24 protein-coding genes are annotated in these 22069 nt (G+C 53.7%); 13 read left to right on the top strand and 11 right to left on the bottom strand.

The genetic code is table 11. The annotated features are described in order from the left end of the window. The first annotated feature begins 365 nt into the window (after positions 1 to 365). The 4 genes from ONV78_RS03760 (at position 366) to ONV78_RS03745 (ending at position 3575) form a co-directional block, all read left to right on the top strand. Positions 366 to 1043: a DUF1722 domain-containing protein gene (locus ONV78_RS03760; RefSeq protein ID WP_164887409.1), complete on the top strand. Its 678-nt coding sequence runs from the start codon at positions 366 to 368 to the stop codon at positions 1041 to 1043. Continuing rightward, entirely contained in the window at positions 1043 to 1843 is an 801-nt protein-coding gene (locus ONV78_RS03755) for an alpha/beta fold hydrolase (RefSeq protein ID WP_279501231.1), read from the top strand. The genes ONV78_RS03760 and ONV78_RS03755 overlap by 1 nt, the downstream gene beginning before the upstream one ends. Beyond that, entirely contained in the window at positions 1840 to 2865 is a 1026-nt protein-coding gene (ansA, locus tag ONV78_RS03750; protein WP_216736087.1) for an asparaginase, read from the top strand. The genes ONV78_RS03755 and ansA overlap by 4 nt, the downstream gene beginning before the upstream one ends. Positions 2866 to 3029: 164 nt before the next feature. Next, the gene (locus ONV78_RS03745) at positions 3030 to 3575 is read left to right on the top strand and encodes a hypothetical protein (protein WP_216736086.1); all 546 of its coding nucleotides are present in this window, start codon (positions 3030 to 3032) and stop codon (positions 3573 to 3575) included. A gap of 131 nt (positions 3576 to 3706) precedes the next feature. On the opposite strand, the gene ONV78_RS03740 is transcribed toward ONV78_RS03745, so the two are convergent. From ONV78_RS03740 to dcm, 4 genes are all read right to left on the bottom strand, one after another. Then, the gene (locus tag ONV78_RS03740; RefSeq protein ID WP_279501227.1) at positions 3707 to 4441 is read right to left on the bottom strand and encodes a hypothetical protein; all 735 of its coding nucleotides are present in this window, start codon (positions 4439 to 4441) and stop codon (positions 3707 to 3709) included. Then, positions 4435 to 5595, bottom strand: a complete 1161-nt coding sequence (locus tag ONV78_RS03735) for a hypothetical protein (protein WP_279501225.1) — start codon at positions 5593 to 5595, stop codon at positions 4435 to 4437. Before ONV78_RS03735 ends, ONV78_RS03740 begins: the two co-directional genes overlap by 7 nt. Before the next feature lie 142 nt (positions 5596 to 5737). Beyond that, positions 5738 to 6130 (bottom strand): very short patch repair endonuclease, encoded by a 393-nt coding sequence (locus ONV78_RS03730; protein WP_216736084.1) that lies wholly within the window; start codon positions 6128 to 6130, stop codon positions 5738 to 5740. A 43-nt stretch (positions 6131 to 6173) separates the two neighbouring features. Then, a complete protein-coding gene (gene dcm / locus ONV78_RS03725; protein ID WP_279501222.1) occupies positions 6174 to 7388 on the bottom strand; it encodes a DNA (cytosine-5-)-methyltransferase in 1215 nt (404 codons plus the stop codon). A 293-nt stretch (positions 7389 to 7681) separates the two neighbouring features. On the opposite strand from dcm, the gene ONV78_RS03720 reads away from it, so the two are divergent. Both ONV78_RS03720 and ONV78_RS03715 read left to right on the top strand, forming a co-directional pair. Continuing rightward, complete coding sequence (locus ONV78_RS03720) at positions 7682 to 8563, top strand: DUF4922 domain-containing protein (protein WP_279501221.1); 882 nt, start codon at positions 7682 to 7684, stop codon at positions 8561 to 8563. 23 nt (positions 8564 to 8586) lie between these two features. Beyond that, positions 8587 to 9333, top strand: coding sequence for a TerC family protein (locus tag ONV78_RS03715; protein WP_279501219.1), 747 nt, complete (start codon positions 8587 to 8589; stop codon positions 9331 to 9333). Positions 9334 to 9346: 13 nt separating this feature from the next. Here ONV78_RS03715 and ONV78_RS03710 read toward each other — a convergent pair whose 3' ends face one another. Then, positions 9347 to 9679, bottom strand: coding sequence for a hypothetical protein (locus ONV78_RS03710; RefSeq protein WP_216736080.1), 333 nt, complete (start codon positions 9677 to 9679; stop codon positions 9347 to 9349). A 369-nt stretch (positions 9680 to 10048) separates the two neighbouring features. On the opposite strand from ONV78_RS03710, the gene ONV78_RS03705 reads away from it, so the two are divergent. The 4 genes from ONV78_RS03705 (at position 10049) to ONV78_RS03690 (ending at position 14360) form a co-directional block, all read left to right on the top strand. After that, the gene (locus tag ONV78_RS03705; RefSeq protein WP_279501216.1) at positions 10049 to 10807 is read left to right on the top strand and encodes a sulfite exporter TauE/SafE family protein; all 759 of its coding nucleotides are present in this window, start codon (positions 10049 to 10051) and stop codon (positions 10805 to 10807) included. Between the two features lie 115 nt (positions 10808 to 10922). After that, positions 10923 to 12362, top strand: a complete 1440-nt coding sequence (locus ONV78_RS03700) for a HAMP domain-containing sensor histidine kinase (protein ID WP_279501215.1) — start codon at positions 10923 to 10925, stop codon at positions 12360 to 12362. Between the two features lie 15 nt (positions 12363 to 12377). Further along, entirely contained in the window at positions 12378 to 12995 is a 618-nt protein-coding gene (locus ONV78_RS03695; RefSeq protein ID WP_216736077.1) for a hypothetical protein, read from the top strand. Positions 12996 to 13019: 24 nt separating this feature from the next. After that, a complete protein-coding gene (locus ONV78_RS03690; protein WP_279501214.1) occupies positions 13020 to 14360 on the top strand; it encodes a sigma 54-interacting transcriptional regulator in 1341 nt (446 codons plus the stop codon). A 134-nt stretch (positions 14361 to 14494) separates the two neighbouring features. Here ONV78_RS03690 and ONV78_RS03685 read toward each other — a convergent pair whose 3' ends face one another. The 3 genes from ONV78_RS03685 to ONV78_RS03675 form a co-directional block, all read right to left on the bottom strand. Continuing rightward, a complete protein-coding gene (locus ONV78_RS03685; RefSeq protein ID WP_011400347.1) occupies positions 14495 to 14761 on the bottom strand; it encodes a hypothetical protein in 267 nt (88 codons plus the stop codon). Positions 14762 to 15125: 364 nt separating this feature from the next. After that, entirely contained in the window at positions 15126 to 16235 is a 1110-nt protein-coding gene (locus tag ONV78_RS03680; protein WP_279501212.1) for a PQQ-dependent sugar dehydrogenase, read from the bottom strand. Positions 16236 to 16338: 103 nt separating this feature from the next. Then, entirely contained in the window at positions 16339 to 16884 is a 546-nt protein-coding gene (locus tag ONV78_RS03675; RefSeq protein WP_279501210.1) for a hypothetical protein, read from the bottom strand. A gap of 150 nt (positions 16885 to 17034) precedes the next feature. On the opposite strand from ONV78_RS03675, the gene ONV78_RS03670 reads away from it, so the two are divergent. Next, positions 17035 to 17622, top strand: coding sequence for a GNAT family N-acetyltransferase (locus ONV78_RS03670; RefSeq protein WP_279501209.1), 588 nt, complete (start codon positions 17035 to 17037; stop codon positions 17620 to 17622). A gap of 7 nt (positions 17623 to 17629) precedes the next feature. Here ONV78_RS03670 and ONV78_RS03665 read toward each other — a convergent pair whose 3' ends face one another. Continuing rightward, positions 17630 to 18496: an EamA family transporter gene (locus ONV78_RS03665; RefSeq protein WP_279501207.1), complete on the bottom strand. Its 867-nt coding sequence runs from the start codon at positions 18494 to 18496 to the stop codon at positions 17630 to 17632. Positions 18497 to 18594: 98 nt separating this feature from the next. Between ONV78_RS03665 and ONV78_RS03660 the strand changes: the two genes are divergently transcribed. Continuing rightward, positions 18595 to 19113 (top strand): MarR family transcriptional regulator, encoded by a 519-nt coding sequence (locus ONV78_RS03660; RefSeq protein WP_216736073.1) that lies wholly within the window; start codon positions 18595 to 18597, stop codon positions 19111 to 19113. Between the two features lie 211 nt (positions 19114 to 19324). Further along, a complete protein-coding gene (locus ONV78_RS03655) occupies positions 19325 to 20200 on the top strand; it encodes a transporter substrate-binding domain-containing protein (RefSeq protein ID WP_279501204.1) in 876 nt (291 codons plus the stop codon). Positions 20201 to 20224: 24 nt separating this feature from the next. On the opposite strand, the gene ONV78_RS03650 is transcribed toward ONV78_RS03655, so the two are convergent. Both ONV78_RS03650 and ONV78_RS03645 read right to left on the bottom strand, forming a co-directional pair. Then, positions 20225 to 20983, bottom strand: coding sequence for an AraC family transcriptional regulator (locus tag ONV78_RS03650; RefSeq protein WP_279501202.1), 759 nt, complete (start codon positions 20981 to 20983; stop codon positions 20225 to 20227). Between the two features lie 167 nt (positions 20984 to 21150). Further along, on the bottom strand, positions 21151 to 22011 hold the full coding sequence (locus tag ONV78_RS03645) for a hypothetical protein (RefSeq protein WP_279501198.1): 861 nt from the start codon (positions 22009 to 22011) through the stop codon (positions 21151 to 21153). Between the last annotated feature and the right edge of the window lie 58 nt (positions 22012 to 22069).

Below are 22069 nucleotides of genomic sequence, written 5' to 3'. Positions count from 1 at the left end.
AGCGTCAAGCTGTTACTTTTTGTCTAACCTTTTTTTCATATTTACCGCTCAGGTCCCGATGCTTCAGAGTATGCGCCGCAACGCGGCGTAAAAACCATCATAAAAGTCCGCCACGCAACAGACCAATGGCCGAATAAGACATTTTTTAGGCCGAACCGCGGGACCACGGCGCTTTCACATCGCAACAGCAATACTTTTTTCACATAGTGCGGAAATTAATGTCGTTCTTTGCTGCACATGCGTCTACATTTTGCCTTTGCAAAACGTTATTTTGGGCGTCTGGCGCTGTAAATGACGGACTCATAAGAAAAACGACTATTGAGAACGAGACAACCAACCGAACAAGAGGCCATCTGGCGAACCCTATGCCACAATTTCTTTTTGACATCGATCCAGGCTACCTCAGCCTACCTCAGCTGCAGCACCAGCTAAATATGCTGCAGGGAGCCATCAGGAAACCGGAAAAAATCCAGCAGGATCCCCATCTGAAGTCGTGGCGGGGACACGTTGACGCATTGATGACCATGTATAACCTGGTGGTCAGTGAGATTAATCTGCGGCAGAACAGCACCCTTCCTTATATTCACGCCTCAGGCGAATCCTTGATCTGGCCCGCTCGCCCCGGCATGCCAGTGGAAGAGCAATGGCCGCAAGCGGAAGCCGGCGCGCGTCTTCCCAGTCCTCGCAACGACCAGGCCCTGTGGGCGCAGCATAAATACTCGGTCATGGCGCGTAATCAAGGCATGTATCAATCCCTTGGCCGCGCCGTCGCCGCCCGAGAAATCGCCTTGGGCGATCTGGCGGAAGAACTGGTCGCCGCCCTGCGCGTGCCGCCTCCTCTGGGAGGTTTACGCAACGCGGTCTGGCATATGTGGGGCTATATTTCCCAGTTTTCCCAGCTCAAACCGGACAATACGCCTCTTCCAACCGTATTCCGGGAGATTCAGCTGCTGGCGGGCAAACATCAGTCCGCCTATCTGCTAAACTCCACGGCTTTGGGCGAACTAGCCTATTGGTGTTGGTTATTCGAAGGTAAACATTAATGCTGCAGTTGCATCATCGCGTTCAGGGAAACACTCAGGAATCTGCTGGAGATAAAGCGCCCCTCGTTTTAATCCACGGCCTGTTCGGCTCTATGGAAAATCTGGGCGGCATCGCCCGATTGCTTGCCGACAATTTTGTCATTCACTCCCTGGACATGCGCAATCACGGCCGCTCGCCTCATGCGCAGATGATGGACTACCCCCTCATGGCGGCGGACGTCATCCGCTACATGGACAATGCTGGCATCGCCAAAGCCCACCTGCTGGGACACTCCATGGGCGGCAAGACCGCCATGCAGATTGCGCTGGAATACCCTCAGCGCGTTGAAAAACTGATCGTGGCGGATATTGCGCCAGTCGCCTATCCACCCCATCACAAAGACATTCTCGCCGGGCTCACGGCACTGGACCCTGCGTCGCTGTCCTCCCGACAGGAGGCCGACGAGCTGGTCAAACCCTATGTGCCTGAGTTGCCGGTGCGTCAGTTTCTACTGAAGAATCTGCAGAAAGGCGTAGACGGACGCTTTTCCTGGCGGATGAATTTACCGGCGATTCAGCAGAACTACATGAATATCATGGCGGGCCAGGATGCACAGCAGCCTTTCCCGGGACCCGTCTTGTTTGTCAAGGGTGGAAACTCCGACTACATCCAGCCCAAGCATCGTGAGCATATAGCGCGTTTGTTTCCCGCAGCGGGCTTGCGGGTCATTCCGCATACGGGACACTGGCTGCACGCGGAGAAGCCGGAACTCTTCGCTCGCGTGGCTGAACGTTTCCTGATGAACGAGGATTCCGAATGAGCAAACGCATATTCATCATCTACACCGGCGGCACCATTGGCATGGTGCGCTCCCCACAAGGCTATGTGGCCGTCAGCGGCCTGCAGAAGCTGATCGATGAAAAAATTCCTCCGCGCCTGTCCATGGACATGCCGGATTACGACCTCTTCGAATATCCAGACCCCATCGACAGCAGCAACATCAGACCGCCGGAATGGGCCCGTATCGCCAAAGACATCAGCGACCGCTATGACGATTACGACGGCTTCGTCGTTTTGCACGGCACCGATACCATGGCTTACACGGCCTCAGCGTTGTCCTTCCTGTTACGGGATCTGACCAAACCCGTCATCGTCACCGGCTCTCAAATTCCCCTCAGCGAACTGCGCAACGACGCCCAGACCAACTTGGTGACCGCGATTGAACTCGCCAGTTCCTACACTATTCCTGAGGTTTGCCTGTACTTTAACGGCGTCTTGCTACGAGGGAACCGTAGCAGCAAATTGCTCGCCACGGGTTTTGAAGCTTTCGCCAGCCCAAATTATCCCCATCTCGCCGATGTCGGCATCTATATTGAGCTGAATCAACACGCGCTACTGCCTGTTCCCGATAAGATCTGCTTCGAGCTGCCGGATTATAACTTCGCCCAGGTGCGCGTATTGTCGTTGTATCCTGGGATTGAAGCGGAGGTCATCGAGGCGATGACGCAGACGCCCTGTCGCGCGCTGATATTGCGCACCTACGGCGTCGGCAACGGACCCAGTCTCGATAAGCCCTTCCTGAAAGCGCTGGAGCAAGCCCACAAACGCGGCGTGGTCCTAACGAGCCTGACCCAGTGCACTTCCGGCAGCGTCAATCTGGGTAGTTACGCCGCTGGCTCGGAGCTGGCGAAGACGGGCCTGTTGGGAGGCGGAGATATGACCGTGGAAGCGGCCTTCGCCAAACTGCATCATTTGTGCGCCCTGGGCCTAAGTAGTGACGAAATTCGGACGGCAATGAGCAAGCCTCGCGCCGGAGAAATTACGGCGAAGAAAAATCAATAAAATCAAACAGATAAAGAATAGCTTGCGTAAAGTCCGGTTTTGACACATGCTTGCACACTCAACAGCGGGTACGTAGATCCACGTATCAAACGTTGGACCTAAGGGCCCGAGCAAAATAAGAAGAAGTACATCAAGCCTCACCATTAACTCAACGCGAGGTTGACATGGCTCAAAACCAACCAAAAGCTAGCTTGCCTGCTATCATCGATGTGGAAGCCTCTGGTTTCGGCCGGGGCAGCTACCCCATCGAAGTAGGTTTTATTCGCGCGGATGGATTTTCTTATTGCAGTTTGATCAAACCACAACCTACCTGGACGGATTGGGATGAAAACGCCCAACAGGCTCACGGCGTCAGCCGACAGACCCTGGCCGCCCGGGGTAAAGATGTACGGGACGTGGCCCGGGATCTTAACGCCCAATTAGCCGGGCAAACCATCTATAGCGACGCCTGGGGACAGGATTTCGCCTGGTTGTCTCTGCTGTTCGCAGAAGCTGGCGTACCGATGGAGTTTAAAGTAGAGCCGCTCAGCATGCTGATGTCGGAAACGCAGAAATCAGTTTGGGGCGCGACCCGCGCCAGAGTCGAACAAATGCTGGGACTGCCTCGTCACCGCGCCAGCGGCGACGCCCGTATTCTGCAGATGACCTACCACTGGTCCAGTGGCTCAGAGCAATGCCGATCTCAACACGCCGCGCTAGGCGCAGCCTGAGGTTAACGATCTCTATAAGCCGGCGTAAACCCGGTATGACGACATAAAATCAGAAACGTAAGTGCAGCGGATAGCCTGAATGACCTGAACTCTCAGGTCATTCAGGATTTAACTGACAGCAACGAAAAACCTCACTCCTTGCGCAGTTCAACCATCGACATGATTTTTTTGGCGTCTGTTAGCATGCGCTCCAGTCTTATAGATTTTTCCCCTAGCTCGGGCCTAGCTCTGAAGCCAACCGTAATATAATAGTTCTGGCTTATTGGATATCCCCAATAATAACTAGCGTGGGACCCTGTTGTTCCTTCTCCAACTAACGAATAAGTAAGCCAATCTATTTCATTTATCCGTTCGACTCGATATTCATCAGGAAGTTTTACTAAATATTGAGAAGGAGTGTCTCCATTGGTAAAAATATCATCTTTAAACTCCTGGCGACTTTCCCAGTTAACTCCTTTATCTCCTTCGTAATAGTCCCAGTAATCCTTCTTCAAATAGTCCGCTAAGCTTTGTAAATTATCTTGCTCAACTTGAGATTCGAAATTCGTACGATTCACATCAATATACATGCTGAGCTTCCCAAGAAGACCAAAGTAGCCCTGAAAAAAAGCGCCTCTATACGCCCACCACTCAAAGCCCACTCTCACACATTGCCGATTAGAATCTTCTTGAAGATAGGAATTAAACAAATCCGATTGCAAATTTACACAAGAGAGAAACTGCTCTTTCCTCCGATTCAAATTAATAGCACTCCCTGGCAGTTTGTAACCTATGCTGTATTTTCCAACCCCACACTCATTTTCCCTGAGTTCAGAAAAATCTGGTCCGCCGCCTGAAAAAAATGATGCAAGCCTTTTAGTTAACATTGCCCTAACCTGCTCTGCTCCTGAATGACCATTTTCGCTTTGTTCTCATATCCATTCATTTGGAGGTGTCTAATGCTGCACTCCAAACTAAGAAAAGGAAGTGTATGAGGACTGGTTTCCATTGGATTATTGCTGCTTATTATCATTCTCGCGAACTTATAACAGCGGCGAAAAGAAGACCATGACCAGTTGTTACCGCCAGCTAAATTAGGAACAAAATCAAAAGGGCTATCCCGATCCATATCGACAATATCCAGCCCAGCCATTACAAATGCGTCTTTCGCTCTTCGCTTTTTGTTCCCGCCAGCGTGTATCGCAACTTTTTGTCCTTCTAACTTGACTCCCATGCCATTCACTAGCTCTACCGCGCGAGTAAATATTATTCCACCTTGGCTATGGCAAACCCACTTCACCTTACGCCCTTTCCTTTGACAATCAACAAGAATAGAGGCGAGCTGTCTAGCCAGTTTAGATGCTCCTACTTTGTCCTGAATACATTCGAATACATCCTGAACAAAGCCAACTGTCGGGTTATGGAATAACGTATATCGATCCAGACTATCTCCCCAATACGCCGTATCTACATGTACTCCCATTAACCAGCGCGCTTTTTCGAGATCATTCTGCATTCCATTTACCGCAGCATGCTCGGTATTTACATCCACCACAACTTTGGGCCTTCCCCAGGCTCCCTCCAGCTTCTCAATGTCAGAAGTGGAAGACGTCTCACTGTATCGAACACTCGTCTTTCTATTGATTTCATATAAAGCCGCACGCTCCTTAGAAGCCACGGGCATTGGCCCCACAACGCTCTTATTCAACCCAATCGCATTAACCACAATCTTCTCCGAGTTCACTGAGTAGACCAGATTAAGAATCCCCGCCGCTGCGATGGCGTCGGTCTTTGAGCGCATGGCCATGGGCCGGGTTTTCAGGCCGCCGGTAGTGAGTCCATAACCGCCTTCGGAGACGATTTTGGATAGGGCGCGATAGACTTCATTTTTCTGATAGTCGTTCAAATTGAGTAGAAACTGGTTTGCTTCACGGGTGATGAACACCTGTTTGCCATGACGCTTTCTGCGCAGGCTCCAGCCAGTCTGAGGGTATTCCAACGGGATAAGTTGGTGAGAGGGAGGCAGAGTCCGTTCCTGCATGATACTGTCCTTGTAATAACCAGAAAGGCAATAATTCTAGTTAGTGGACAGTAAATAACCATCGTCTAAGCGCCCGAGGTCTTTGGGCTGATGGGGTATACCCTAGGGAAGTTGTAAATTAGAGACTTATATACAAATGCTATTAATCTTCTTTCAGAAACGTCTGTAAAGTGGCTTGCAACGCTTCCTCGTCCTTCAATTCACACTCCCACAATACCAGGCAACGCCACCCCAGATTATGCAGCGCTTCGTAGCCGCGTCGATCGCGCTCAATGTTGCGACCGATTTTCTTGATCCAGTACTCCGCGTTGGTCTTTGGCATGCGGGCGCCGCGTTTGCAGGGGTGTCCATGCCAGAAGCAGCCATGGATGAAGATCACTTTTTTGCGGGATCGAAAGACAATATCCGGCTTGCAGGGCAGATCGCCCGCATGCAGTCGGTAACGATAACCGAGGGAGTGGAGCAGTTTGCGAACTTTCAGCTCAGGGGTAGTGTCTTTCGACTTCACCGCCGCCATGATTTCGCTTCGCTTCATATCGCTAGCCACCCCGCTCCCTCTGCTGAATCCAGCTCCTGCGTCAGGCAGTACTGGAGGCGAACAAGTCCGCCTGAATACTCTCCTTACGGCTCTCCCGCAACGCCAGCGTGTGATATATCGGCTCCAAACAGTGACGGGCGATCCACTCAATAGCCGGCACGCATACCGCATCGCCAAAGCCGAACAACGCCTGGTTGACGCCTACGCTGATGGGAAAGTCCGACGCGCCTTGAAGTCGCGCATATTCAACTGGAGACATCCAACGCATCTTCAGTTTTCCCTTGCCCGCGACAAACACCATCTGCCGGCTGCTGCCCCCTCTTGGCGTACGCAAACAGCCTGCAATGCCGTCCGTACGTATTTCCGTTCTTGATTCGCCATTACGCACCCGGCGATACATACCGCCGACGCTGAATTCGTCCTGACGCTTCAATTCACTGAGCACATTCTGGTGCCCGGCGCTCATCTCATTCCAGTGTTTCTTGACCTGCTCCGGCTCCCACCACTCACCCGCGTCAACATCGATCAGGTCTCTCAGATTGGTCTTGACCGGCGGCAGGTCTTTAACGTCCTGGCAGAACAGACCGGTGGCCAAGTTCATGCCTAATAAAGCCGCTCTGACACTCTTGGGGCGTATCCCTTCCTGGGCGTCGATGCGGCGACGCCATTCCGAATCGGCGACGCCAACCACATCATCGGGTTTCAGGCTGTGGCCGTCCGGCAGCGCTTCCTGCAGGCAGCCAAGAATGAATATCCGCGGGCGGCTTTGCGGTACAAAATGCTTGGCGTCCACAGAGAAGGCGTCGATCCAGTAGCCCAGATCCGCCAGTTCCTGACAGGCCGCCTGAAAATCCCGCCCCTTATTGGCGGTCAGGAACCCCATGACATTCTCGATCAGCACCATTTTGGGCTGACGGCCTTTTTCCTTCAGCCCCCTTAACGCCGCAGCAAAACCATAAAACGTGCCGGATTCGTCCCCGGACAAACCACTGCGCTTGCCTGCTAATGACAGGTCCACGCAGGGAAAAGAGGCCGTCGCCAACAAGGGAGTCTGCTCGATCCGCTCCACAACCTCGTCGGTCTCCCAGACATCGCCGATGTGATAGTAGCGGGCGTCGCCAAAGCGATCGCGATACATATGGTATTTCTTGGGATCGATATCGTTGGCGTACTCGCACCGCCAACCAGTCCCCACTAATCCGGCGTGCATCAAACCAATGCCGGCGAAAAATTCTATAAACGTCTTATCGCTCATTATTCTGGACTGCTTTGAGGGAAAACCCGGAAAGATTAGGGGAAACACATCGGATAGCCAAGGCCTATCGCTCTGGACAAGCCTGTTTGTTGAATGACGATCTTGTTAATCAGCGCCTTAGCGGTTGCTATTTGCCATGGGCTGCCTTTCAATAATTGCTGAATTCCCGTACGCCACTGCGCGGCGACACGCCGCTGAAGACAGTGCCAGACATTCGCGAGCCGCTTCATTACAGACTAATAGAAGGGCTCTCGTTGTCCATCAGATTAACAGCAACGGAGTCATCGCCGACTATGTCGAGCAAGATTACGCTAACGCCCGGAGCGCTGCCCGAACGGCTGCGGCAAGTTTCAGAAAGCGCCCAGGCCAGCGGCGCACTGGTTTCCCTTCCCACGCAAGAGGAAATCTATCCAGACGAGGGCGTCCCTTTCATTCTGCGGTTGCTGACAAACCTAGAACGTAAAAACGCCAATGCCACCTTGCAGAAAGACGGCTCCGCGCCCAAAACCACCGTCAATCCGTTTCTGCCTTATGACGAGGCGCTATACGTAGGACACATTAACGATGACTACGTCTGTCTCCTCAACAAGTTCAACGTATTGCCGAATCACTTTTTGATGGTGACGGCCCAATTCGAAGAACAAAGCGAAGCGCTCAGCCTGTCTGACATGCAAGCGCTGCATTGGTCGTTGCAGGAGGTGGATGGTCTGGTGTTCTTCAACGGCGGCAAACTGGCGGGGGCAAGCCAAAGACACAAACATTTGCAGACGATTCCGTTGCCGCTGTCCTCCCACTTAAGGGATAACAAAACGCCGCTGGATGCTTTTCTGGCGTCGTCGCCCAAGGCTGAAGAGTCGCTGCCATTTCGCCACAGGTTCGTGCGCTTCTCTGATCCGCTTCCAGAGCCGGCTGCATTGCACGCAACTTACCGCCAATGGCTGCGGGAACTGGGCCTAGTTACTACGCCCAATTCGCCTCCCGCTCCTTACAATTTACTAGCCACTCGCCGCTGGATGATGTTGGCGCCTCGCCGTAACGAGCGCTTTCAGGGAATCTCCATAAACGCTCTCGGGTTTGTCGGCGCCTTGTTGTGCGGAAAGGAAGAGCAACTCGCCACCATTAAGGCGGCGGGTCCCATGAACGTGCTGCGGGAAGCCGCTTTTCCTCCTGACTAACCTTACCGACAAGGAGCAGACTGGTGTTTGAATGGATGTTGGACCCGCAAGCCTGGATCGCCCTGACGACGCTTACCGCACTGGAAATTGTGCTGGGCGTCGACAACATCGTGTTTATTTCCATATTGGTCGGGCGTTTGCCGGCGCACCAGCGAGACAAAGCCCGCATTGCAGGGCTGGGTCTGGCGATGATCACCCGCCTGCTTTTGCTGCTGTCACTCACCTGGATCATGACGCTGACCGCTCCGCTTTTCACCTTGTTGGGCCAGGAAATATCAGGCCGCGACCTCATCCTTATCGGCGGCGGGCTATTTCTGCTGACAAAGAGCACCCATGAGATTCACCATGATCTGGAGAGCGACGCCGATGAATCGGACAAGCCAGCCAAGTCAGCAGGTTTTGTCGCCACCCTCGCGCAAATAGCCATTCTCGATATGGTGTTCAGTCTGGATTCCGTGATCACCGCCGTCGGCATGGTGGATCACATTCCCGTAATGGTCGCAGCGATTATTTTGTCCGTGTTGATCATGATGGTGGCGGCCAAGCCAGTGGGAGAGTTTGTCGACAAACACCCTACCCTCAAGATGCTCGCGCTAAGTTTTCTGATTCTGGTTGGCGTCGCCTTGCTCGGCGAAGGACTGGATTTCCACATCCCCAGGGGCTACGTCTATTTCGCCATGGCGTTCTCAGTGGCGGTGGAGATGTTGAATCTGAAACGCAGAAAAAATCTGCGGCGTCGCCAGGCTATCGCCACTGACAACGCCGATTAAGCCGTGATCGGGATCAGGCGACCACCTGCCCCCGATACATACGCACCGGGCGCTCATTCCCGTCTTCCTTGGATTTGGGCTCCACCAGAATTTCCTGGCCCCGGTACAAGCGCCGGCTCATTTCGCCCGGCGACCGTTCGAGATCGCGACGGCTGAGCGGCATATTGGCGATCTGCGCCAGCTTGAAAGCCAGGTCTTTGGTTTCTCCACTGGTTGATCGCTGCGCCCAGACAATTACATGCTCCAATGCCTCTGGATCGTTCAGATGCAATAGACCGATGTCCTCGTCACGGAACCTGCGTCTTAGTAGTTGAAGTAAGTCGATCGCTTCCTTTGTATAGACCATGCTTCCTCCTGATAGCGTTGGTACTTCCTACATCTTTCGACGGCAATATTAAGCAAGCGACAAGCCAATCCTGGCCCGAGGATGCTGAAGACAGGCTTCACCCAGCCCAACGGGCCATAACAAGACAGACTGTCGCCTTATTGCCGGAAAGCATTATAGGTATTAATACCTAACATGTGCACCCCGATTGCGCATTTACTTAGACCCCTCGTCAAATTTTGCGCTATTCTGCGGCATTCTTGCGGGCTCCCCGCAAAGGTCGTCACCGGCCCAGTCGCATGTATTCGTCGCAAGCGAAGCGTGGCTTCCACGCACTTGTTTCAGGCCTGGCCGGTCATATCCCTCGTCTTCACACAGGTTGTTGAGGTTATGGCTTTCGTTGACTGGTCGTTAATATTTGTGATTCTCGCTGGCGCCGCCGCCATTCAGACCTGGGTAGGTTTCGGGTTCGGCCTGGTATTTCTTGGCGGATGCACTTTATTAGGGTTGTCCGACCTGAAAACACTCACGCTGGCCATCAGTTTGCTCAGTCTGACCAACACCACTACCGCTCTGAAGGGCATGACTCATCATGTACAATGGCGCTCGTTATTCTGGTGTCTGAGCGCCGCCGTCCCCGGTATCGCCGCCGGCGTCTGGCTGCTGGAGCATGCGCAGGCCTATAGCGCCTATATTCAATTGACGCTCGGCGTTGCGCTGGCGGTCAGCAGCCTGATCATCGCCTTCAAGCCTCATGCGTCGCCTCAGCCCAGTCATGACGCAACCTTCGCCGCCACTGGCGCGCTTGCTGGCGTGATGGGTGGACTCTTCTCCACTTTCGGCCCGCCTGCGGCCTTTCTGATGTATCGCCAGCCTCTGTCCCTGGACGCTATCCGCAGCACGTTACAAGCGATGTTCTTTACCTCTTCTATTCTTCGGGTGACCCTGGCTCTGGCGCTGCAAAGTATATCGCCGGAGTCCTGGTGGCTGTGGCTGGCGGGATTGCCGGTAGTATGGCTGAGTACGCTGGCGGCGAAACGTTATCGCCTGCCTCTGGCGGATGCTCAGCTGCGCCGCATGGTGTTTGTCGGGCTATTGCTCATCGGCGTCAGCATTACCCTGTCCAGCCTGAAAACGATTGCGCTCTGATTCTAAACGCAAGATTAAACCGCGGTAGCAACGCTAGACAGCACTGCGGCTTAACGGTAGGCTGCCCTTTGCACGTCTACATCTGTCGGCCCCGCCGCGCGTTTTCCGGAAAATCATGTTCAAGCGACTTCAACCCCAAGCAGTCTGGCAATTGGTGCTTATTTCCCTGATGACAGTGGTCGCGCCATTGGGGCTGTTGCTATACCACACCACCGTCTCGTTACAGACCTTGGCGCTGGATAGTCGCGCAGTGACCGAAGATTCCGTCGCCATGGCGCAGAATGGCCGCAACGCCAAAGCTTCTTTGATCGATATGGAGAGGGTTGCGCGTCAGTACATGGTCATTGGCGATAAAGCGCTGGTGGATCTGTTCAAGTCCGCCTCGGAACAATTCCTGGCGCCGCTGACTGAAATAGCGCAATTGCTGGGCACTCCCGAAGCGCAAGCCTTGCTGGCGGAAGTCAAAGAACAGCAACGGGACCTGCAAACCAAACTGGAGAAAGAGAAGCCCAACAGTCCGGCTTTGACCAAGGAAATGGCGGAGTTCTCTTCTTTGCAACGCTCCGCCGACCGCTTGATCCTGCAGGCCCGCACCTTTTCCGAGGATAAGCTGCATGAGCTGGGCCGAGCCGCCGCCCAGGCGCGAGAAAACGTGATTCAATCCTCGCTGGTGCTGGCGCCGGTGACTCTCGCCCTGATTGTCTTGTTCACCTATCTCATCGTGCGCCCCGTCAGACAACTCAAAACAGCGATTCGCACACTCAGCATCGGACGCCAAAAACCCATCGAGTTATTTGGTCCACAAGAGCTGGTGCAACTGGCTGAAGAACTGAATTCATTGCAGGAACGCTTATCTCAAGTCGAAGATCAGAAGCAGCAGTTCCTGCGACATGTATCTCATGAATTAAAGACTCCTCTGGCGAGTATTCGTGAGGGTGTGGCCTTGTTACAGGAAGAGGTGGTGGGACAGATCTCCCACGGTCAGCGTGAAGTGCTCCATCTTGTGAATGAAAACGGCCGCGCGCTGCAGCAGTTAATTGAGAATCTGTTAAGTTTCAATCGCTTGAATTTTTCCGGCCAAGCGCAAAAAATGACCTTTGATATGTCCGCCCTGGTCGAAGAGCTTCTGCATCTGCATTGGCTGTCGCTGACGCACAAGCGCCAGATTATCTGCGTCGGCGGTCCGCCACTGACGCTGACCGCGGAGCGTCCGCGGTTGCACTCCGCTCTGGACAACCTGATTTCCAACGCCATCGCCTACGGCGCCAGCGAAGGTCGCATCTGGCTGGAGTGGAATATAGAAGACGATCACTTTATATTGCGCGTCACCAACACGGGCGCGCCGATCCCGGAAGCAGAACGCAGCCGCATTTTCGAACCTTTTTACCAGGGCTCGGTCAAACGCAGCGGCGCAGTGAAAGGGTCGGGCATCGGTTTGTCTGTGGCGCGTGACTGCATACAGACTCAGGGAGGCGAGCTCAAGCTGCTGACCACGACTGGACAGTTGGTCAGTTTCGCCATTTATCTGCCGCGGACAGTCGTCAGCGCAATATAGGAACATTCACTACTTATGAAACGCTACTTCTACCTCATACCATTGAGCTTATCGCTGTCGGCCTGTGTCCAGTGGCCGATGGACTGGGAGCGTGGGGGCAAAGTTGATAATCGCCCCGCCAGCCAACCCGGAATCCAGCAGTTAGAGATTGTCGATGCGTCGGTTCAAGAGACGGATGCGGTAGTGGCGGAGTCGCAGGAAGCAAGTCCCGAGTATAACTGGCTGGATTACTATCTCACCGGAGAGCATTTAAGCCAGGAAGAGCGTTCAGCCAGACTACTGGCCCTGGAAAGCCTGCTGGTGATTCCTCAGGACAGCATTCCCGTCTGGAAAGTACACCTGCAACGCGCCACCTTACTCGCCGCCTTGCCTGGCGGTCCCGATAATTGGCGTAAAGCCATGCTGCTTATCGACACCATGCCGGAGTCGGAAGACGCTGTTCCCAACGATTATGTGCGTTGGCTGAAGTCCGAGTTGAAGTTCCGTCTCGACGGCATTTCTTCCACCAGTCAGTTAAGAAGGGAAAACGCACGTCTCGAACGTCAGGTCGATCAATTGCGCAAGAAGATTGAGGCGCTGACCAACATCGAGCAGAATCTCACGGAGAAGAAAGAGACTCAGGACCAGTATTAAATCAGACAAGAACCAGTCGAGCCTATGAAAAATCCCGCCAAACCGAGAATCCTGTTAGTTGACGACGATAGTAGCCTGCTGCGTTTGCTATCGATCCGACTGGAGTCTGCGGGCTATGACGTGTATGCGGTTGAGTCCGCCACGGAAGCGCTGAAGCAACTGCAGCAAAATAAATTCAATCTGCTGATCACTGATCTGCGCATGGACGAGATCGACGGCATCGGCCTGTTCGAACGCGTGCAGACGATCAACGCCAGTCTGCCGGTGATTATCATCACTGCGCACGGCACCATTCCGGAGGCGGTAGCCGCCACGCAAAAAGGGGTGTTCGGCTTCCTGCCCAAGCCAATTGAAAAGGAACAGCTGCTCAACACCATTGAAGCGGCGCTGTCGCAGACTCAGCATCACATGTCGGAATCCTGGTGCGAGGAAATCATCAGCACCAGCAGTCGCATGCAGCAGCTGCTTGACCAGGCCAAAATGGCGGCGCAAACCAACGTCAACATCCTCATTACCGGTCCCAGCGGCACCGGTAAAGAGTTGCTGGCCAGAGCGGTTCACAAGGCCAGCCCCCGCGCCAACAAACCCTTTGTCACCATCAACTGCGGCGCGTTGCCGGAACAGTTGCTGGAATCAGAGTTATTCGGCCACACCAAAGGGGCGTTTACCGGCGCCGTCAAAGATTATCCCGGACTGTTCCGATCCGCCTCCGGCGGCACACTGTTTCTGGATGAGATCGGCGACATGCCGCTGTCTCTTCAGGTGAAGCTGTTACGCGCCATTCAGGAAAAGCAGATTCGCTCTCTGGGTTCCGTGGAAAACGAAGCGGTGGATGTGCGCATCTTATCGGCGACGCACCGCGATCTGGAAAAGGCCATGGAGGAGAATGAGTTCCGCGAGGACTTGTACTACCGCCTGAATGTAGTCAATTTCGCGCTGCCTCCCCTGGAAGAGCGCGCGGAAGACATTCCCGCCCTAGTGAAACATATCCTGTCCACGCGTAAAGATCAGCGTAATGGATTCGTGAAAGGCATTGCCCCGGAAGCTATGGCCTTGCTATGCGAAGCCAAATGGCCCGGCAATATCCGCCAGTTGGTGAATGTTGTGGAGCAGACGATTGCGCTGACCACTAATCCCATCATCAGCGCGGCGCTGGTTAAACAGGCATTGGCTAATCGTGCGCCGGAACTGCCTTCTTTCAACGAAGCGCGGGCGACCTTTGAGCGCGGTTATCTCACCAAAGTGCTGTCAATTACGGAAGGGAGCGTGAGTCAGGCGGCCAGACTGGCCCAGAGGAACAGAACGGATTTCTACAAACTATTGGCTAAGTATGAAATAGATCCGGCCACCTTCAAGAACAGCTAATTCCGCCGAACTGGAACGCTGCGAAGGGGCCGGCAACTCATCTAGAGTTCAAAACGACATCAACAGGGCTAGGAAGACAGTTCTTTAGGTAGTAAAGAACGTGTCACCGGCGCGTAAAGCGCCGGTTGGGTCAATTACTGACCAGCTGCAGTAGCTTCGCCAGTGTACAGGACGAACTCGTCCTTGCTTACAGCGCCGTCTTGGTCAGCGTCTGCTTTAGCGAAGCTTTGCGCCAGACCAGCGTCTGCGGCAGCTTCTTCTTGGGAGATTGAACCATTTTTGTCAGCATCTAATGCGACAAACTCGGCTTCAGATTCCATCATGTCTGTAGTCTGGGTATCTTCAGCCAGAACAGGGCCAGCCAGAACAGATGCTAATGCAAAGGCAACAATCTTCTTCATGGTAAACTTTCCTCTTTCACTTTATGTGGTATATCGCGCGCTCTCTCCGGAGTGCGCTTTTCATTGGCGGTGAATTGAAGCCTTCGGCCTGTTTGCCGCGATCTTTCGCGTCCAGCGATCCGGCGTCGGCCACTTCAGCTTCCCCTCGAAGAGATAAATAACAATATCGGCGCCAACTTAGAAAAGTCTTTTATTTTCAAAAAGATATGAATAAATTCTGGCCTAAGGCCGGATTTTGGGTGCGCAAGATAAGGGATTTCTGTCTCCGATCGGCGACAGGATGATTTACATGTAAAAATAAATACTTAAATATCAAATAGTTACATGTCTGCTATCAGCGACAAAGCCTGCTTGCAGAAGCGGTCTAATCAGCGGGTGACAGCCTTAGCAACTCCGCGTTGCTCCCGTCAGTCAACACATATACGGCGCCATCAGGCCCGACTCTGACGTCCCGGATACGCGACTTACGCTCCTGCAAGGAACGTTCTTCCTTTTGCGCCCGCGCCTCATTCATTTCCACCCGGGCCAACAATTGAAACTTGAGCGCGCCGACCAGCAGATCCCCACGCCACTGAGGAAACATATCTCCCCGATAAACCGCCATACCTGACGGCGCTATAGATGGGTCCCAATACCAGACAGGTTTTTCCACACCGGGCGCTTCCGTCTTCTCAGAAATGGTTCCTCCCCAGTATTCCTTCCCGTAGGTGACCAAAGGCCAACCGTAATTTTTTCCGGCTTGAATCAGATTGACTTCATCTCCGCCTTTGGGACCATGTTCATGCAGCCATAATCGCTGACTGACCGAGTCGTATGTCAGACCCTGAGGATTACGATGGCCATAGGAGAATATTTCCGGCAATGCGTCAGCACGATTCAAAAATGGATTTCCCGGAGCCGCGGCCCCGTCTCCCGTCAATCGCAGGACTTTGCCAGCATGAGACTGCAGGTTCTGCGCATTACGACGATCTCCCCGGTCGCCGATGGTCATGTATAAAAAACCCTGGTCATCAAACGCCAACCGCGATCCAAAATGTCTGCCCTCGCCGCTCACTGCGCGAGCGCTGAGCAGGACTTTCGTTCCCGTCAGCTTATCGCCCTGCAACTGACCTCGCGCCAGCGCAGTGGTGTATCCGTCCGGCTTTTTCTGCGTGAACGTCAGGTAGACCCAATGGTTCGTATCAAAGTCAGGATGCAGCATGACGTCCAGCAAACCGCCCTGCCCATGAACCACGGACTCAGGAGTTCCCTTCACCACGGTGAAGCTTTGCTGCTTGAGGTTTATGTGTAACAGATCGCCGGTTTTCTGGGTGACAAGCAGGCCGCCATCGGGAAGGAACGCCATGCTCCACGGCTGATCCAGGTACTGTAACACCGTCTCGACCTTGAACTTATCTGCGCCTGCAGCGCTTTGCGTCGTCAATAAGGCGATTAACATCAGTCCGCGAAGGGTGCTGGAAGTAATCCCTTTCATTCCTTCCTCAATGTCTAAACCAGGCTCAACGAGACGAAGGCGAGAAAACCAGCTTCCCGCCTGTGTAAGATGGCGGCGCTGTTTTCGCCGCCAATGAAGGGCGTCAAACGATATGAACTTTGCCGTCTTCCGACGTAAAAGGATTGATGATCGTTGAATCTTCGCCTTGTTCGACAGCGTCAGGATGTTGCTGAGCCAATAACGTTTTTACGACAGTCTCGTCTTCTTTCGGCACGTCAATCATCAACAGGTGCATGCCTTTATCAATGGCGTCATGGAAACGACGAATTTTGTAATTCTCCATGTTGACGCCCGCCATACCGCCAATCCAGGTGCCGGCCAACACGCAAAACACTAACAACGCGATCCATACGGCGGCCGGCGCCAAGTCTCCCAACTCACTGAAGATCATTGCGGTTAATACAAAACTTCCGCCCAACAGACCGCCGCATAGCAGACCTCTCTCCATAGAGTGAATCAGATCAAGCTTGTGCAGCACGTTTGCGGAATGTAGACGTCTACGAGTCAAACCCGCCTCGTCCTTGCTGAGGATATGAAAATGCCAGTCAGTAACGCCATGCTCATGCAGACTTTCAGAAACTTGTTCTGCGCTTTGCAACGTGGGCGTCAGGTAATAAAGCCTTTTCATCGAAGACCTCCTTCGCTGAAAAAAATTTACACTCAGTATTAGTGTACGCCGTTTAACCAGCCTAGGATTAGATTAACTGGCAATATACTTGCGGCGCTTGCAACCAATTGGAATAAAAGCCGGCGTCCAACCACCATAAGAGGCATAGCTATGGCAAAAATTACCCGTGTCGCCGGAGCCGCCATTCATCCCTGGCTGGACGAACTCGCCAAACTGCGCATCAGGATATTTCGTGAGTTTCCTTATCTTTACGATGGAGATATGGAGTACGAGAGAAGCTATCTGGCCAACTACGCCGACTCCGCCAACAGCCTGTTTGTGCTGGCGCAGGAGGGAAATAAAGTCATTGGCGTATCGACCGGATTGCCGCTGAGCGATGCGGATGAAGAGTTCCAGCAGCCTTTCCGAGACCGCCGTATTTCCGCCGGAAACGTGTTTTATTTTGGAGAGTCCGTGCTAGAGCCGGAGTTTCGCGGACAGGGACTGGGGCACTGCTTTTTCGATGAGCGGGAGTCTTTCGCCAGAGAACTGGGCTACAGCGTCACCGCGTTTTGCACAGTGGATCGTCCTCTCGACCACCCTATGCGTCCACCGGGCTATCGCCCGATGGATCTGTTCTGGGTGAAACGGGGCTACATCAAGTATCCCAATATGGTCACCCAGTATTCCTGGAAAGATATTGGGGACAGCGCAGCCAGCTCTAAACCGATGATTTTCTGGCTGCGCCCGGGGGCCTGATGCGGGCTCAAGAAGCCTGTTGCGCCAACTTCGGCTGAGGTTTGGCCTTGGCGAACTGCGCCAGCGTCACGCTGAGCAGCACCATCGCGATCCCCGCATACTGTGCAGGCGTAAACCATTCTTCCAGCACCAGACGACCGCTGATGACCGCACTGACCGGACTCAGCAGCGCCAGGAAACTCAAGGCGCTGACAGGCAAACGACGCATGGCGATAAACCAGGCGAGATAGCCCAGAGCGGTATTCACCAGATCCACCCACAGCAGTCCCAGCATCGCTTCACGATTCAGCGTCGGCATGGGTCCCTCCAGTAAAAAGGCCAAAGGCAATAACACCATCCCGCCGAGAAACAACTGTAATCCGGTAAACGCCAGAATGCCTTTGGGCGGAGACCATTTCTTGGCCAGGAAGGTGCCCACGGTCAGGCTGACAACCGCGCCGAAAGAAGCGGCGACGCCAACGGGGTCAACTTGGGAAGAAGGCTGGAATATCACCACTCCCACGCCGATCAAACCGCCGAACGCACACAAAAGCTGAATGGGATTCGGCGCCTGTCGCTGCCACCACCATAGAAACAGCAACGTGGTCAGCGGCGTCAGCGCCATCAACGTGCCCGCCACGCCGCTGGGCAACCGAAGCGCCGCGGTGAACAGGAAAAAGAAAAATACGCTGATGTTCAACGCGCCTAAAATGGCGCTGCGACGCAAGTCCATATGACGCAGGGATTTCAGATCCAGACACATCAACAATAACCCGGCTGGCAATGCTCTCAATACGGAGACCCACAAGGGGCCGAGATCCTGCAACCAAGCCTGAGTGACGACATAAGTGGTGCCCCATACGGCCGGGGCGAGTACGCCAAGCAACCAATACACAACAATTCCTTCAAGTTTTCTGTTTACGCTCGTTTTTAACGTGATATCTTTATGTGGAGATATTCCTCTTTAACTAGCTTAACGTCAAGTATCTTTATATGAAGAAAAATAATCAGAACGATCAAAAAGACCATGTTGACGCTATCCTGCGGCAGTGGAAAACCGAAAAACCCGACCTGCAGGCCCAGCCTATGGGCATTTTCGGGCGCTTACACCGGATACACGCATTCACCCACCAAACGATCAAGGAAACGCTGGCTGGCTACGGACTCTCGATAGATGAGTTCGATGTGCTCGCCACATTACGCCGCTCAGGCGCGCCTTATCGCCTCACGCCCACACAGCTCTATACAGCGGCGATGCTCTCCTCCGGCGCCATGACCAACCGTCTGGACAAGCTGGAACGCAAACAACTGATACAACGCCAGCCCGATGAAAATGACCGTCGCAGCGTCATTGTCGCGCTCACTGACGCGGGCATGGAGCTGATCGACAAGGCGGTGGAAAGTCATGTGGAAACTGAATGGGAGCTTCTCAAGCAGCTGGAAGGGGAAGATCAAGAGCAGCTAGCCGGTCTGCTGCGAAAATGGCTGGTCACCATCGAAAACAAGCAATAGCCCGGTCCCGCGAGACGCAGCTCATCCGGGCTGCGTCGCTATCTATTGTCAACGCCCCCTATCTCAACATCGCCCAAAATGAAACAAATTTTCTTTTTCATTGACCAATAGAAATATTTATTCTAATTTGATGGTCAAATAATAATCTGACCCGCAAGATACTATCCACTTCCTTGCCCAATAAAATAAAAAGTCCATTGGGAGCGCTGTTATGCACAAGCTCGCTTATGTCCTATCTATGGCGATATTCACCGTCGCCACCGCCTTATCGTCTTCACACGCCGTCGCCACGGATGTGTATGTTCACCCTAAAATCGACTTACGGTTTCACGATGTGCTGGAGCTGCTGAAGTCCGCGCTGGAGGCCACTACGGAGAAATATGGCCCTTATGAACTGCGCGCCACCAAAGCGGACCTGATTGAGTCCAGAACGCTGTCTGAGACGGAAAAAAACCGTCTGGTCAACATCGCCTGGAGCTCCACCAGCATCGAAAAGGAAGCTCGTCTGCGCGCCATACGTATTCCGTTACGCAAAGGCATTCTTGGTTATCGCATCAGCCTGGTGACGGACAAAGGACAGAAGAAACTGCGCGATGTCGAGTCACTGGATGCGCTTCGGGCGTTAAAAGTCGGCCAAGGAGAGGATTGGGGAGATGTCGCCGTTTACAAACACAACAAGGTAAAAGTGCTGGGCGTGTTTCAATACAATGATTTATTTACCAAACTGGCGCGCAACCGTTACGACTTATTTCCCAGAGGCATCAACGAAGCCTTTGACGAACTGGCGGCTCATCAAAAAGATTACCCTAATCTCAAAATAGAAGAAGACATCCTGCTGTATTATCCCTGGCCCTATTACTTCTTTATGTCAAAGGACAATGAGCGCCTGGCGCAACGAGTGGAAGACGGCCTCAATAAATTGATCGCTGACGGCCGCTTCGACAAAATTTTCCAGCGTCGCTTTGGCGACGACATCGCCCGCGCCCATATCAAACAACGCCGCATCATCTATCTCGACAACCCCATGTTGCCGGCGGACACGCCGCTGCAAAGGAAAGAACTCTGGTTCAGGCCGGAAGACGCCTGAGCAAAGGCGACAAGGATGTCCTGATTATTTCTCGCGGCTCAGAAAGCGCCGTTTGTAGTCCCCTGGCGACATGCCGAACACCTGCTTAAACACGGCGCAGAAGGTGCTGACGCTTTGATACCCCACCGCAAACGCCGCACTGCTGACAGACTCATTCGCCGCCAGTAATTCCAGGGCGCGCAGGAGCTTGGCGTGTTGCGTCCATTGACTGAGTGACATGCCGGTTTCCTGCATGAATTTACGGGTCAAGGTACGCCGGCTGAAACCAAATTCCAGCGCCAACGCGTCCAGACCAGGATTGCTTTCGGGCGCCCGCCACAGCGTATTCGCCATGCGCAGCAGTCTGGCGTCATGAGGCATTGGCAGTCGTTGCCGTAAAGGCGTCGCCTCTCTCGCCTCAGACAGAAACACCTGTAGCAAGTGCTCATGCCGCTCCAGCCAGTCTGATTCAGGACACAACTCAATCAGTCTCAGCAGCGTCGCCTCCAACAACCGATGCGGCTCCAGGGTCACTGGCTCTTGCGGCATGGCGAACGCCAAATCCTCCCGCAGGTGCAGCAGCGTCCCTCTGACCATTGATAGAGGCCGGGCGCCATGCTGACAACCTGGGGGAATCCAGCTCAGTTGTCGAGGTGCGGTCAGCCAGTGATAGCGATCGCTACGACAGAAAATCGCGCCCTGCTCCAACCAATACAACTGCCCATCGGAATGGGTATGCAGATCGCGGGACTGATCCGCCTCGGCAGCCAGGCGTGACACTTTCAACGGCGCAGATACAGTCATAATGATTGAGCCGCGACCTGCTCTGATTCAAACATAAAAACACCTACTTCTTTAACAAGCCAGCGACCTACTCTGACAGCTTCGCCCGGCAATACATCGACAGGCGGCCGGCTCTTTCCCCATGGACTCTGCGCCAAGGCGTAGAACGGAACCGGCCTTGAACGATGTCATCCCGCCGCGGTCCCCTCGTTGAAGAGAGACTCGCCGCCCAACTCCTGATTGCGATCCTGCAGCTGCTTCTCGTAAAGCTTGGCCATCAGATCCGCCTGCGCTTTTTGCTCATCCGACAAGGTCTGGTATTTGTCCGTACTGCGGAACCAGTCGACACTGAGCTGATCTCCCAGCTTTTCCGCCACGATGTTCCATGCATAGGCTTCAACCATTCGGTCTTCGGAGAAATAAGCCTCGGATAGAATCGCCGCAGCGTGTTTATGCCCTCTTTTCAGCGCTTCGCCAAAATAGCTTTTCGCCAGCGCGGGATAATTCACATCTTTACGGAAGTCAGGGTGTCTGGGATTGTCTTTGATGAAATACAGATAGCGCTCTCCCAAATGCACCATGGCGTTGGTGTCGCCCTGCGTCGCCAGGGATTCCAGCGTAGTGAGATCGTAGCTGTGCAGTTCTGGGGGAATGAGATATCCCATGTCTTCAAGCCACTGTTTGGGGTAGCGCTCCGCCAGACTCATTTCCGCCGCCGGGTCTTCCGCATCGGCTTTATCATCCGCTTTGTCAGCTTTTTTCGCGTCTTTATCCGCGCCGGACTGGGCCGTCGAGGCGCCATTTGCGACGGTTGGGCTGAACGCTGTTGCGTCCATCGCCGCATCCGCCAGTGAATCCTGGTCCGTCATCGTGGCTGTATCAGCCGTTGCGGACTTTCCCGCCGCCTTCTGTTCAACTTCAGATCGGGCGACTGCGCCAGTCTCCGCCGCCAGCCATCCCTGAGTAAAACTGTTATCGGTAGCGAGCACCGCTGCGCCAACGGCCAACATGCCGCCGCTCAGGGCGAATAAGGTTTTCTTCCCTATCATTGCTCCTCTCCATCACCTGTTTTCAGGTTGCGATTGGTTAGGTTTACGCATGGTCCCG

Source organism: Hahella sp. CR1 (genome assembly GCF_029813005.1).
Classification (GTDB): Bacteria; Pseudomonadota; Gammaproteobacteria; order Pseudomonadales; family Oleiphilaceae; genus Hahella.
This window is presented reverse-complemented; position numbering and strand designations above follow the sequence as displayed.

Coding starts and splice junctions, on each gene's coding strand:
- ONV78_RS03710 (WP_216736080.1), bottom strand. CDS start 9,679: ATGGTCTATACAAAGGAAGCGATCGACTTACTTCAACTACTAAGACGC.
- ONV78_RS03690 (WP_279501214.1), top strand. CDS start 13,020: ATGAAAAATCCCGCCAAACCGAGAATCCTGTTAGTTGACGACGATAGT.
- ONV78_RS03685 (WP_011400347.1), bottom strand. CDS start 14,761: ATGAAGAAGATTGTTGCCTTTGCATTAGCATCTGTTCTGGCTGGCCCT.
- ONV78_RS03740 (WP_279501227.1), bottom strand. CDS start 4,441: ATGTTAACTAAAAGGCTTGCATCATTTTTTTCAGGCGGCGGACCAGAT.
- ONV78_RS03670 (WP_279501209.1), top strand. CDS start 17,035: ATGGCAAAAATTACCCGTGTCGCCGGAGCCGCCATTCATCCCTGGCTG.
- ONV78_RS03700 (WP_279501215.1), top strand. CDS start 10,923: ATGTTCAAGCGACTTCAACCCCAAGCAGTCTGGCAATTGGTGCTTATT.
- ONV78_RS03760 (WP_164887409.1), top strand. CDS start 366: ATGCCACAATTTCTTTTTGACATCGATCCAGGCTACCTCAGCCTACCT.
- ONV78_RS03645 (WP_279501198.1), bottom strand. CDS start 22,011: ATGATAGGGAAGAAAACCTTATTCGCCCTGAGCGGCGGCATGTTGGCC.
- ONV78_RS03650 (WP_279501202.1), bottom strand. CDS start 20,983: ATGACTGTATCTGCGCCGTTGAAAGTGTCACGCCTGGCTGCCGAGGCG.
- ONV78_RS03745 (WP_216736086.1), top strand. CDS start 3,030: ATGGCTCAAAACCAACCAAAAGCTAGCTTGCCTGCTATCATCGATGTG.
- ansA (WP_216736087.1), top strand. CDS start 1,840: ATGAGCAAACGCATATTCATCATCTACACCGGCGGCACCATTGGCATG.
- ONV78_RS03655 (WP_279501204.1), top strand. CDS start 19,325: ATGCACAAGCTCGCTTATGTCCTATCTATGGCGATATTCACCGTCGCC.
- ONV78_RS03705 (WP_279501216.1), top strand. CDS start 10,049: ATGGCTTTCGTTGACTGGTCGTTAATATTTGTGATTCTCGCTGGCGCC.
- ONV78_RS03735 (WP_279501225.1), bottom strand. CDS start 5,595: ATGCAGGAACGGACTCTGCCTCCCTCTCACCAACTTATCCCGTTGGAA.
- ONV78_RS03680 (WP_279501212.1), bottom strand. CDS start 16,235: ATGAAAGGGATTACTTCCAGCACCCTTCGCGGACTGATGTTAATCGCC.
- dcm (WP_279501222.1), bottom strand. CDS start 7,388: ATGAGCGATAAGACGTTTATAGAATTTTTCGCCGGCATTGGTTTGATG.
- ONV78_RS03675 (WP_279501210.1), bottom strand. CDS start 16,884: ATGAAAAGGCTTTATTACCTGACGCCCACGTTGCAAAGCGCAGAACAA.
- ONV78_RS03660 (WP_216736073.1), top strand. CDS start 18,595: ATGAAGAAAAATAATCAGAACGATCAAAAAGACCATGTTGACGCTATC.
- ONV78_RS03720 (WP_279501221.1), top strand. CDS start 7,682: ATGTCGAGCAAGATTACGCTAACGCCCGGAGCGCTGCCCGAACGGCTG.
- ONV78_RS03755 (WP_279501231.1), top strand. CDS start 1,043: ATGCTGCAGTTGCATCATCGCGTTCAGGGAAACACTCAGGAATCTGCT.
- ONV78_RS03695 (WP_216736077.1), top strand. CDS start 12,378: ATGAAACGCTACTTCTACCTCATACCATTGAGCTTATCGCTGTCGGCC.
- ONV78_RS03730 (WP_216736084.1), bottom strand. CDS start 6,130: ATGAAGCGAAGCGAAATCATGGCGGCGGTGAAGTCGAAAGACACTACC.